The following is an 11,735-nucleotide window of genomic DNA, read 5'->3' as shown; positions in this document are numbered from 1 at the left end:
ATGTGCGGATGACCACGATCCTGCGCGACGACACGCCCGATACTGACCTGATCGAGTCCGGGCTGGAAAGCGTCGAGATCGCCCGCCACGTCCGCGAGGAAATCGCCCGCCGCCGTATCTCGCGCCAGGCTTTGGCGGACATGGCCCGCATCAGCTTGTCGACTCTGGAGAAGGCGCTGGCCGGAAAGCGTGCCTTCACGCTGGCGACGCTTCTGCGCATCGAGGAGGCGTTGGGCGTGAGCCTGCGCGGCGATACGACCAGCTCGCCGCCCGCCGGAGGAGACGTCGCGCCCGATGCTCTGGGCGCCTATTCGCGCTCAGCCGTGACCTGGCTGGAAGGCCGCTATCTGACCGTCAGGCCCAGCTTCGCCACATCCGGCGGCGTGTTCGCGTACCTGACGACGATCCGCTGGGTGCCTGAGAAAGCCTGCCTCGGCTTTGCCGAAACGGGCCGCGCCGATCCCCGTTTCGAACAGATCGGGCAGGTTTCGTTGCCCAACCTCTCCGGCCACATCTATTTGGTGACCAACGAGCAAGGCCAATACCGCCTCGCGATCCTGTCGCGCCCGACGATCGATGGCGGCCTGTTCGGCATATTGACCACGCTGGAGGTCGGAAAGGGATCGCAACTCATGCCGGCAGCGGCCCCGCTGGCGCTGCGCAAACTGGCGGAGGGAGAGACCGCGGACCTCGGCCTCGTTACCGCCGACATGCCGCACTATGCGGCGTATCGGGCGATGTTGGACCGTTCGATCGAAGGCGATTTCGCAAGGCTGCATGTCTTGGCCTAGATGGCACTCACACAGGGGTTTCCGGCCAGACAGCATCGGAGTCCGGGCGGCTTTCGGGTGTTGGTGCCTGAAGCGCTCAATGGCAGCGGCGGCGGCGCGCCTGCGGCATGATGCCAGCCGCCGGCACCGTACCAAGGGATGGCTAAACCGCGTAATCGAGGTCGCCACGCCGTCTCAGCTCGGCGCTGGCGGGGTCGAAAATCCTGTTGAGGATGAGGCCTGCCGCCAGGACGGCTGCGAACGCCGTAGCAAGATAGAAGCCGTAGATCGCATCACCCAGATATTCGCCGATCAACCCCATCGCCAGCGGCGCCAGCACCGCGCTGACGCAGGTGAAGAAGAGGATGACGCCGGAGATCGCGCCATGCTGCGGCTTGGGAAAGCAACTGATGCCCTTGGAGTTCAAGGTGGGATAGATGATCGACATGAACAGGCCTGACACCGGCAGCGCGACCACCGCGAAGGGCCGGCCGCCGATGATCGCGCAGACGAAGCACAGCAGGATGGCCACGCCGCACAATGCCATGACACTGGTCCAGTCATAGCGCTCCAGCAGCCAGAAGCCGCCAAACCGGCCGATCACGCGCAGGATGAAGAAGATCGACAGCGCATAGACGGCCCATCGCCACCCGGGGCCGCTATAGCCCGCAAGCAGCGTTGGCATCCAGACATAGATGGCGGTTTCGATCCCGACATAGAGCATGATCCCCGTGCTGAACGCGAGAGCGTAGCGATTGTGCAGCATCGCGAGCATGTCCGCGAGCGGCGCGCCATTCGGGGCGGCGGCGCGCGTTTGCGGATACGGGACGCGCCAGGCGACAATCATGAGCAGACCGCAGAAGATCGCCGCGATCAGGTAAAGCCATTTCCACGATGCATCATGCGACAGCAGATAGGCGACGATAGCCGGGCCGATGATCGCGCCGATCCCGAAAAAACCCTCCACCACATTCATCGTCGCGGTATGGGCGCGGGTCGATGTCGAGATGTCGCCTATCAGCGCCAGCGCCGCGGTCTTGAATATGCCGACGGCAATGCCGCCGATGAACAGCAGGACGAGGAAAAGCCCGAAACTGCTGATCCAGGCGAACATCGCGGCGCTGATGCCGAACAGCCCGAGACCGATCAGGATCGTCACCTTGCGTCCCGCGCGATCGGCCAGCGAGCCGAGCAACACGCCGCCCAGTGCGATGCCGCTCATCGTCGCATAGTGGAACGCGCCGCCAGCGGCCATGCCGAGGTGGAATTCGCGGATCACCGACGGGATGATGACCCCGACCGATTCCGACGTCATCGCGAACATCAGGAACATCAGGTATGTCAGCCAGCGAATGCGCGCCATCGCCCTGCGGTCCTAAACCAGCTTGTACATGCGAATGCGGACGGCGGGCGTCTTCATTTCGGGAACCGGGCCGACGGTGCCGGTGAACACGGCTTCGTTGAGCCAGCCATGCGGGCCATTCGGTACTTCGAACGTCGCGGTCGTTTTGGCATAGCCTTTTCCGGCCAGCCCCCGGTTCTGGATATGGATGACGGTGCCGTCGGCTTCGCGCATCAGATAGGAGGCTTCGAGTTCGGTGAATCCATCGGCGCGGACCAGTTGCCAGTCCATGCCTTCGGGGAAGATCGTACCGCTGATGCGTGGCCCCTTGAACGTGCCGCCGGTGATGGGGATGCGCACGCGCTTGCCGTGCGGGGTCATGCCCACATCCTCGGGCGGCCCCAGCGTGACGATCGCTTCATAGACGAACTCCGCCCGTGGCGTGTCGTCGGTTTTTGACTGGGCCGCCATGCCCGGCGCGTCGATCAGGCCGGTGGCCAATGTTCCCGCCGCCAGCAGCAGCCCCCTGCGCGATGGCAGAGTGTCGTGTCGTTCGCCCGCCATACCGATACCCTCTCCAGAGGATGGAGCGCTGTCTTGCGAAGGCGCGCTCCATCCGAGTCACGTGTCAGAAGTGCATGCCCAGACGCACGCCATAGGTGCGCGGCGGATCATAATTGGCCGTGGTCGAACTCCACACCGTTACCAGATTGTTGGCCACCCGCTTGTTTTCCAGATTGTTGACGAAGCCGGTGACCGACAGGTGCGCGTCATTGGTCTCGTACCGCAGGTTGAGATCGGTCTTGGTATAGGATGCCCGGCGGCTCTGCGCATAATTCTGGATGTCGCTGAACGTGCGCGACTGGACGTAGAAGTCCACGCTCGGCGTCAGGCTGCCCGCGCCGCCCAGATCGAAGATATGCGCATAGCTGGCGCGCGCGCTCCATTTGGGGGCGTTGGGCAGCTCGTTGCCGGACACGTCGCGGATGACGGTGCCGGGCAACGGCCGGTTGCCGAATGCGGTCGTGAGCGCGTTGTAGTTGCCGCTGGCCGAGTTGAGATTGTCCGACGCGGTCGGGAAAGAGCGGATCTTCGCGTCAAGATAGGAGACGAAGCCGCTAATCCGGTCGGCGCGTGTCGGGCGGAAGACGGTTTCCAGTTCGATACCACGCAGGCGCGCGGTCGCGGCATTGGTCGTCACCGCCGACACCTGGTTGGTCAGCGGATTGAGGACGATGCTGGATACCTGAAGATCCTTATAGTCCATGTTGAAGGCAGTGGCCGACAGATAGAGCTTGCCGCCCATCAGCGAACTGCGCGCGCCGAGTTCGTAATTGGTCACGGTTTCCGGCTGATACTGACGATATTGCGGCGCGTTGCCGCTGGCTTCCAGACCGCCGCCACGGAAACCGGTGCCGACGCTGGCATAGACCAGGGTTTCAGGCGTCACTTCGTAATTCACGCCCGCCTTCCAGCTGATGTTCGAGAATTTCGCTTCCGGCCGGTTGGTGTCGTCGGACAGGGCATAGACGAACGGGATGCCGGGGCAGGTCGTGGGCGTGATGTTCGCCAGCGTGACCGTGTCGCCGGGGCAGACCAGTTCGATGTTGCGCTGGTTGACCTGTTCCCATGTCGAGCGTGCACCACCCAGGATTTTCAGGCCCGGCGCGATTTCGAACGTACCCTGACCGAAGACGGCCTGTGACTTGGTGCCCTGACCCCGGTAGGAGGTGACGACATCGACGCCACTGATCGTCGAGATATTGGTGCCGGTGCCGGCGACCTTGGCAATGCCGGCGGCGTTGAAGATGCCGTTGAACGGGGCGGGGGCGGTGTCGCCTGCGTGCAGCAGACGGGTGCCGGACGGCTGCTTGTCCTGATAGAGATAGCCGCCCACAACGAGGTTGAACGCGCCGGATTCGAAGTTCGCGTCCAGTTCATGCGAATGTGTTTCGACGCGGCGGTCGATATTCTGCTGGGTGAAGACGCCCGTGGCGGAATCCACGCCGTTGTTCTTCAGCAGCGAGTAGCCGGCCAGATAGGTGAAGGACAGGGAGTCGCTCGCCTCCCATGTCAGACGCGAGCGGGCGGCGTAATATTGGAGGTCCATCTGGTTGTCGACGACCAGATCCTGCCCGGGGTTGATGCTTTCGCTGTAGATCGTCTGCATTGGGCCAAACGTGCCCGCCGCGATATTCGCATTGGGGTAGACGTTGCGGCTGCGCATATAGGTGAGCGGGATCGTGCCCTTGTTCTCCCCGTAGTTGAGCGACAAGCGCCACGTCAGCCTGTCGCCCAGATGCAGGATCGAGTTGACGCGCAAACCGGCCTGATCGGTCTTGTTGTAATTCTGGCGCGCGCCGTAATTGCCCTCGAACCCGTCATCCACCTGCCGATAGGCGGAGATGCGCAGGGCGAAGGCGTCGCTGATCGGCAGATCGACGGCGGCGCGAGCGCGGACTTCGTTGAAGCGGCCATATTGGATGTCGGCGTTGAAGCCCAGCTTCTTGCCCGGATCGGCGGTGTTGATGTTGACGACGCCTGCGGTCGCGTTGCGCCCGTAGACGGTGCCCTGCGGCCCGCGCAGAACCTCGACCGATCCGAGATCGAACAGGCCGAGTGTCAGGACGGCGGCGGACGGATCGTAGATCCCGTCGATCTGGGTGGCGACGGTAGAATAGCCGCTGAAGCTGTTGTTGCTGCCGATGCCGCGGATGGCGAAGCCGTTCTGGCTGGATTGCAGACCGGGGACGGTGGTGGTGAGTGCGGCGGCGGAATCGACGCCCTGCCGGGTGAGGCTGTCCTGCGTCACAACGCTGACCGCGACGGGGGCCTTGGACAGTCTCTCGGATGTTTTCTGTGCGGTGACGACGATGTCGCCGGTATAGTCTTCCGGCGCGGCCGTGTTCGTTTGCACGGGCGAGGCTTCCTGCGCGGCGGCGGGGCAGGCCAGGGCGACGACGCTCGCGCCGATGCTGGCGCTTGCGAAAAGAAGTGACAGTCTGTTCACGATACTCTCCCCTTTTTTCTTGCCCGACCAGTTTGTTTTGCGGTTCGGGCCATTGCTGGTGTGGCTGTGTTCAGAAGTGGAAATGGTCCCGCGCGGCCCTGGCCAGGGCGGCATAGCCCGCGTCGGATGGATGGAGTTTGTCGCCGCAATCATAGGCGGCGAGGATATGGTCGGGCGTGGACGGGTCGCGCACGACCGCGTCGAAATCGATCACGCCGTCAAATTCGCCGCTCGTGCGAATCCACTGGTTGATGGCCTGACGGATTTTTTCCTTTTCGGGCGTGGCGTAGCCGGGGAAGGTCGAACCCAGGAACGGCGTCAGCGTCGCGCCGTGGACCTTGATGCCGCGCGACCGCGCGCGCTGGATGAGCTGGCGATAACCTGCGATCAGGTCTTGCGCGCCGATGATGGGATGGTTGCCTTCGGCGCGGGGGTTTTTGAGGCCGCTCAGGCCCAGATCGTTGATCCCCTCCAGTAGGACGATGTCGGTGACGCCCGGCACCGCGAGCGCGTCGCGGTCAAACCGGGCGAGGCCGCTTAGCCCAACTTCCTCGCGCAGCACGCGGTTGCCGCCGATGCCGGCATTGGCGATTCCCACATTGGCAATCCCCTTTTCGGTCAACATGCGCGCCAGCTGGCCCGGCCATCCGCGCAGCAGCGGGTCTTTCGCGCCGAAGCCATCGGTGATGGAATCGCCGAAGGCGACGATCGTGCGCGCGTTCTGGTCGGACTGGACGAGCACGGACGAGACGATTTCGCGCGCGGAGACCGAGGTCGTGTTCGACAGCGTCGCGGATGCGGTCTGGTCAGCGCCCACCGCCCATTCCGCGACATGATTGGGGTCGGACTGGGGCAAGGTTACCTTGGCGGGAAGATAGACGCTGACGATCGCGACGGACCCGGCCTTCACCGTAAGCGCGAGCGGATCGGACAGGAGCGGCGCGCCCATCGGCAAGCGGACCGAGCGTGCGCCCGAAAAGGTCAGCGGGCGGATGGTGGCGGCGTCGATACGGCCCTGCGCATCCGCCAGCGCAATGGTCGCGCTGCCGATCGTTACGTCCTGCAACTGGGTTTCGCCCGACAGGCGGACCTGCACCTTCGTGCCGCCTGCGCTGAGACGCAGATGGTAGCGGACGGTGCCCTGCACGTCCGGCGCGGGTTGCCAGAAATCATACGGGAGTTTCGCGGTGGGCAGCGACGGGCTGGACGCCCAACTGGCCACCCAGCGGCCATTGTCCGCCGCGAAAGCCTGTATCGGCAGCAGCCCGGCATGAAGCGCGACGACTGCGAGGGTGAACGTGGCTGACCTCATCTTGCGCATTCGAAGCTATCCTCTCTCTCGATGTCGCCCGTGCCCTTGTACCGGGCATATTCGGGATATTTGCAGATGGGCCGGGTGCGGCCGGGCCAGGGGCTGGCCGCCGGCGCGACGCCGTGGAGCCGATCGGGCGCGCGGCCCTGTTCGACCCAGGCGACCATCGCGGCGAAAGCGTCATAATGGTCGGTGGCCGGGCCGCCCTCGCAATGGTTCATGCCAGGCACGGGAAATACGCGGGCGGTGTCGGCCGCCGCGCCATGATAGCGGGCGTCCATCTCGCGATACCATTGCAGCGTGTCGTTCAGCGAGAATACCGGATCGGCCGCGCCATGCGGGACGATCAGCTTGCCGCCGGCGGCGCGAAAGGCGTCGATGTCGGGCGATCGCGCCGACATCATGCCCCAGCCGGATTCGGTGAAGGGCGCGGCGGTGCGATAGATCGCGTCGGCGTCCCGATCGAAATCAAAGGCCATCTGCCATTGTAGCAAGCGTTGCGGATCGACGGACGCCAGCACGGGCGGGGTTTGAAAGATGGTCGGCAGAGCGGACCCGCCGACCAGGATGTTGAGCGGTGGCACGCCTTCCTTCGCCAGCCCCAGTTTCCACACCGCCCAGCCGGGCGCGCCGATGCCGCCATCCCAGGGGAAGCTGGCGTAAAGGGGAGCGCCGTCGCGCCTGCGTGGGCCGGACAGGGACTGCGCCAGCGCGTCGATCTGTGCGCGCGACAGGCACTGGCCATTGCGGTCCCCCGTGCAGGTGGAGGCGCGCAGCACCGGCAGGACGTCTGCGGTGGTGCATTGGTCGGCGCGCATGACCAGCCCGTCGACCAGTCCATCCTTGCCATCGCAGGCCTTCAGGACGGCGCGGCGCACGATGCCGAGTTCAGCGGGGGAATAGAGGCTGGAGAACTGCCCGAACGGGCGCACGCCGCTGGCGTCGGGTTGGAGCAGCCGCGCGAAAGTCTGTGTGTCCCATGTCTGGGCAAGCCCGGCGCGGGGCAGCGACATGCCCGGTGCGGCGGCGACGATGCCGTTGAAGGCGTTGGGGTAGCGATGGGCCAGCGCCAGCCCCTCCTGACCGCCTTTCGAACAGCCCGCAAAATAAGAATAGCGCAGTGCCCGGCCGTAGAAGGTGGTGATGGCGGCCTTGGCGGCTTTGGTGACGGCGTAGAGCGAGGCGTAAGCGTAATTGCGGCGCGCTTCCGGGTCGAAGCCGAAGGCGACCGCGCCGCCCCTGGCCGGGTCGCTGTTGACGGCGTTGTCGTGGCCCGAATCCTGGCTGACGACCGCATAGCCCTGCGCAAGGGCCGGTGTGACGAGGCCTACGCCCGCCGCCGCGCCCAGCGCATCGCCGACGTCGCCATTGGTGCCGCCGCCGCCCTGAAACAGAAAGCGGCCGTTCCAGTCGCGCGGCAGGCGCAGATGAAATTTGATGGCGTAGCTTTGCCCGTCCACGCCCTTGCGTTCGGCCATGACGGCGCGAATGTCGCAATGGGCCTTGAGCGGCGTCACGGCATCATATTGGAAGCCGCGCGGGTCGGGCTTGGGCGCTGGGCCGTATTCCACGAAGGCGGCGCGGGTGACGCGCGTTGAGGCGTCGGGCCAATGGCCGCGCAGCGTCTTGGCGAAGGCGGCGCAGCGGGCGCTGTAGGGCGTGGCCGCCGACGCGGGCGCGGATGCGGCCATAAGGGCGGCGAGGGCGGATGCCGTGAGCCAATAATGCGCGCGAAGGGTCATGCCTGTGCCTCCAACAATGCGTTCCGGACGAGGACGATCGCGCCCGACGCCATAGCGCCGACAAGGGGATGGCGGTCGGTCAGGCCAGCCATGCGCGGTCTCCGTCCAGCATGATCCGAAGTTCGGGGGCGGGGGTGCCGCCGAAATGTGCCCGGGCTTGCGCGACATCACGGGCCGGTTCCGTCAGCCCGACCAGATCGACGAAACTCTGCACGCACAGGTCCGGCAGGACCAGCCAGCTATAGGCCTGATAGGGAGCATCGGGCGGATTGCCGAAGACGAGGCCGGAACGGTTGAGCGGACGCCACGGGCCGAACAGAGCGTCGGCGACCATGCCATAGAGACCGGTCGGGCCAGTGGGACCGGACGGCGCGAACACCTTGGTCTGGGTGGACCAGAAGAGATAGTAGAGGCCGTTCCACACGATGACATGCGGGCGTTCGAGTTCGTTGTTCAGGCCATCGGCATCGATCAGCGGCGGCAGGATCTGCCACTCGCCATCCGTCTCGCGCCGGGCGATGCCGACCGCGCCGTTCCAGGCGGATCGGGACTGGGCGAGCGATGCGGCGAAAAGGAGGTATTCCGCGCCGTCGGCGGGATCGCGAAAGAAAGCGGGATCGCGAAACGCCTTGATCGAACCGATCGCGCCGCCGCCCGTCATCTCGCTGGTATAATGGATGTCGTCGGGCACGACGCATTCGCTTGGCGCCGTCCAGCGCGACACGGTTACGGCATGTTTTGCCACCGACAGGGTTCCGCTGGTCTGGAACAGCCTCTGGATGAAGCTGGTTTGCGCTTCATCGCGAAGACCGGCAGCGGTGTAATACAGGGTGATCGTCCGGTCGTCGGACAACACTATCGCGGAGCCGGACCATTCCCGGCTGCCGGGGGACAGGCCGTCGGGGAGCAGCGGCCCCAGATCATGCCAGTCCGCGCCCACGCGATGCAGCAGGCGCATGCGGGCGACGGCGTGGCGGGCGTCCGGATCGGGCAGGATGGGCGCGGACAAGGCGATGAACAGCGTGCCGCCGGCGATCTCCGCAGGATGGCCGTCGGTTCGCTGGACCGGCCAATAGTCCCACAGATCGAGCGTATCGATCACGCGCCGTTGCGGGGTGATGAGGGGCGCGTGGGATGCCGACGCCGCGTCGATCCGCGCCACGTCGTCGGGCGTCCAGCGGGTAGAGATGATGCTGTCGCTCATGCCGATACGCGTCCGGGCGTCACGCGAAACATACGCTCGCCGGTGGACGTGCAATTGGCGCCTCGACCATCGCGCTGCCGCTTCGTCGATGAAGCAAGCCGTGTCAAAAGCTGCGCCCGCACGATCATCCCCTAAGTATCGTCTTTTTCGTTGCTGCATTGTTATAGCTGATAACAAACGTTTGCAAGAGAAAATGCAAACGTTAGCATTCAGGTTTTACGGGGCAGGGCGTAATCGCCGCCGATCAGGCGGAAGCGCGTAACACCAGAGTGGGGGGCAAGGAGATAGACGCCGTATCTTCCCCGGCCATGCGCTGGAACAGCAGGTCGATCATCATGCGTGCGCCGAGCGCGACATCCTGCCGAATCGTGGTGAGCGACGGCGTCGTCTGGCTGGCGATGAAGGCATCGTCATAGCCGATCACGGCAATGTCTTCGGGCACCCGCAGGCCGTGATCGGCGATCGCGCGAAGCGCGCTCAGGGCGATCACGTCGGACGCCGCGAAAATCCCGTCGGGGGCGGGGTGATCGCGCATATAGTCGCGGATCGTGGCATAGGCGGCGTCCGGCGTGACATGGGTAGGCACGACGAAGCCCGGCGGCGCATGCTCCTGCGCGATGGCATGGTTGAACCCGGCGAAGCGGGCTTCGAATTCCGGGACGTCCGGGTTGCCGAGGAAGGTCAGCGTCTTGCGGCCAGTGGACAGGAGGTGGTGGGCGGCCATGCGCCCGCCTTCGAAATTGTCCGAACCCACGGTCAATTGGGAGTAACCGCTGACCGATGCACCCCATACCACCAGCGGATCATAGGTGGCGGATACCTGCTCGATCGCGTCGATCTGGTTCGATTGTCCGACGATGATGACGCCGTCGACCTTGCCCGAATCGACGAAGGCCTGAAGCCAGCGATCGTTTGACGGAATGACGCGCGAGAGCAGCAGGTCGTAATGGCGATCGGCCAGCGTGTCGGCGAGCGAGGCGATCAGGCTCATGAAAAACGGATCGGTCAGATGCTGTTCGGTTTCATGCCCCAGCGGCAGCACCACGCCGACCGCGCCGGTGCGCCCGAGCCGGAAATTGCGCGCGGCGACGTTGATCTGGAAATCATGGTCGCGCGCGAGCTGCTTGATCCGGTCCCTGGTTGTCTTTGCGACCAGAGGACTGTCTGCCAAGGATCGGGAAACCGTAGAGATGGATACCCCGGCAAGTACGGAAAGTTCGGCGAGGCTGGCGGCTTTCTGGCGGGTCATCTGTCGGTTCCAACGCGGATATCGTGCAGCGATGGTCCCTCGATTGAGCGGACACCGTGACTCGCGCCGATGCGTGGCACCATTGGCCATCGCCGTTGCAGATGTGGCACGTGTACCTTGTCGTGATCCGCCAAAGTCTCGGCAACCGCCTCGGCAAGCGCCAGCCCGAGCGCTTCCAGATCCAGAGTGAAGCATGTGAGCTGCGGTACAAGGCCACGACAGGCGGGATTGTCCCGCAGCCCGATCACCGCGATGTCCTGCCCGGGTTCCAGCCCCAGCGCGCGCAGCGCGCGATAGGCGCCCACCGGCGCGGTCTCGCCCATCAGCAGCAGCGCCGATGGCGGATCGGGCAACATCATCAACTCGCGCGCGGCGAACTCGCCGTCGTTTTCATCGGTTTCGCCGTTGTGAATGAGCGCGGGATCATAGGCTATGCCCGCCGCGTCGAGCGCCGCTTTGTAACAGTCGATGACGATCTGGCTGTTGTTGATCGTGGCGGGCGGCGCGACCAGGCCGATGCGGCGATGCCCGGCGGCGGCGAACAGCGCGACGGCATCCGCGACGACGGTTTCGAAGTCGAGATCGATCCAGGCGAACGGGCGCTCCGTCTCGGATCGGCCGAGCGCGACGAACGGGATGTTCCGGCCTTGCAGGAACGCGATCCGCTCGTCGTGAACCTGAGTCGCGGAGAGCAGCCACGCATCCGCGGTGCCGCGCGAGACGTGCCGGCGCAGGAAGGTGAGGCCGTCCTCGCCCTTGCGCGCCAGCAGGATGACAAGATCGAGGCCGTGTCCGGTGAGGCCGGTCTGAACGCCTTCCCACAGCGCCATGAAGAACGGTTCGCCATACACCGCGCTGTCATGCTCGAGCGTCAGCATGAATCCGACCGTGCCCGTGCGGCCGCTGCGCAGCGTCCGGCCCGACTGGTTCGGCGTGTAGCCCAACGCGCTCGCGGCTTCGATGACGCGCTGGCGCGTCTGTGCGTTGACGTCCTTGCGGTCGTTCAGCGCACGCGAAACCGTGCCGATCGATAAGCCGAGATGATTGGCCAGAGCACGGATGTCCATGTGCCCTCATTTCAGCCTGCGCCGGAAATACGCAAGCGG

Annotated in this window: 9 protein-coding genes; 1 reads left to right on the top strand and 8 read right to left on the bottom strand. The window is 65.0% G+C overall.

Annotation, left to right across the window (positions count from 1 at the left end; genetic code table 11):
* Positions 1 to 8: 8 nt before the first annotated feature.
* Complete coding sequence (locus J0A91_RS03290; RefSeq protein ID WP_069203720.1) at positions 9 to 791, top strand: helix-turn-helix domain-containing protein; 783 nt, start codon at positions 9 to 11, stop codon at positions 789 to 791.
* Between the two features lie 142 nt (positions 792 to 933).
* Here the strand turns inward: J0A91_RS03290 and J0A91_RS03285 are convergent, their stop codons facing one another.
* From J0A91_RS03285 to J0A91_RS03250, 8 genes are all read right to left on the bottom strand, one after another.
* Positions 934 to 2,133, bottom strand: a complete 1,200-nt coding sequence (locus tag J0A91_RS03285) for an MFS transporter (RefSeq protein ID WP_069203719.1) — start codon at positions 2,131 to 2,133, stop codon at positions 934 to 936.
* A gap of 12 nt (positions 2,134 to 2,145) precedes the next feature.
* A complete protein-coding gene (locus J0A91_RS03280; RefSeq protein ID WP_083224474.1) occupies positions 2,146 to 2,676 on the bottom strand; it encodes a DUF3237 family protein in 531 nt (176 codons plus the stop codon).
* Between the two features lie 64 nt (positions 2,677 to 2,740).
* The gene (locus J0A91_RS03275; RefSeq protein ID WP_169833070.1) at positions 2,741 to 5,122 is read right to left on the bottom strand and encodes a TonB-dependent receptor; all 2,382 of its coding nucleotides are present in this window, start codon (positions 5,120 to 5,122) and stop codon (positions 2,741 to 2,743) included.
* A gap of 70 nt (positions 5,123 to 5,192) precedes the next feature.
* On the bottom strand, positions 5,193 to 6,443 hold the full coding sequence (locus tag J0A91_RS03270; RefSeq protein WP_083224472.1) for an SGNH/GDSL hydrolase family protein: 1,251 nt from the start codon (positions 6,441 to 6,443) through the stop codon (positions 5,193 to 5,195).
* Positions 6,431 to 8,176, bottom strand: coding sequence for a tannase/feruloyl esterase family alpha/beta hydrolase (locus J0A91_RS03265; RefSeq protein WP_069203717.1), 1,746 nt, complete (start codon positions 8,174 to 8,176; stop codon positions 6,431 to 6,433). Before J0A91_RS03265 ends, J0A91_RS03270 begins: the two co-directional genes overlap by 13 nt.
* Before the next feature lie 79 nt (positions 8,177 to 8,255).
* Positions 8,256 to 9,380, bottom strand: coding sequence for a glycoside hydrolase family 68 protein (locus tag J0A91_RS03260; RefSeq protein WP_069203716.1), 1,125 nt, complete (start codon positions 9,378 to 9,380; stop codon positions 8,256 to 8,258).
* 244 nt (positions 9,381 to 9,624) lie between these two features.
* Positions 9,625 to 10,629, bottom strand: a complete 1,005-nt coding sequence (locus tag J0A91_RS03255) for a LacI family DNA-binding transcriptional regulator (RefSeq protein WP_069203715.1) — start codon at positions 10,627 to 10,629, stop codon at positions 9,625 to 9,627.
* On the bottom strand, positions 10,626 to 11,696 hold the full coding sequence (locus tag J0A91_RS03250; RefSeq protein ID WP_069203714.1) for a substrate-binding domain-containing protein: 1,071 nt from the start codon (positions 11,694 to 11,696) through the stop codon (positions 10,626 to 10,628). The genes J0A91_RS03255 and J0A91_RS03250 overlap by 4 nt, the downstream gene beginning before the upstream one ends.
* Positions 11,697 to 11,735 lie beyond the last annotated feature (39 nt).

The sequence above is a fragment of the Sphingomonas panacis genome, assembly GCF_001717955.1.
Classification (GTDB): domain Bacteria; phylum Pseudomonadota; class Alphaproteobacteria; order Sphingomonadales; family Sphingomonadaceae; genus Sphingomonas; species Sphingomonas panacis.
The sequence above is the reverse complement of the archived record's forward strand: the minus strand, read 5'-3'. Positions and strand labels throughout refer to the sequence as shown.

Excerpts from the sequence above, each read along its gene's own strand:
- J0A91_RS03290 (WP_069203720.1), top strand. The coding sequence starts at position 9 with ATGACCACGATCCTGCGCGACGACACGCCCGATACTGACCTGATCGAG.
- J0A91_RS03285 (WP_069203719.1), bottom strand. The coding sequence starts at position 2,133 with ATGGCGCGCATTCGCTGGCTGACATACCTGATGTTCCTGATGTTCGCG.
- J0A91_RS03280 (WP_083224474.1), bottom strand. The coding sequence starts at position 2,676 with ATGGCGGGCGAACGACACGACACTCTGCCATCGCGCAGGGGGCTGCTG.
- J0A91_RS03270 (WP_083224472.1), bottom strand. The coding sequence starts at position 6,443 with ATGCGCAAGATGAGGTCAGCCACGTTCACCCTCGCAGTCGTCGCGCTT.
- J0A91_RS03265 (WP_069203717.1), bottom strand. The coding sequence starts at position 8,176 with ATGACCCTTCGCGCGCATTATTGGCTCACGGCATCCGCCCTCGCCGCC.
- J0A91_RS03260 (WP_069203716.1), bottom strand. The coding sequence starts at position 9,380 with ATGAGCGACAGCATCATCTCTACCCGCTGGACGCCCGACGACGTGGCG.
- J0A91_RS03255 (WP_069203715.1), bottom strand. The coding sequence starts at position 10,629 with ATGACCCGCCAGAAAGCCGCCAGCCTCGCCGAACTTTCCGTACTTGCC.
- J0A91_RS03250 (WP_069203714.1), bottom strand. The coding sequence starts at position 11,696 with ATGGACATCCGTGCTCTGGCCAATCATCTCGGCTTATCGATCGGCACG.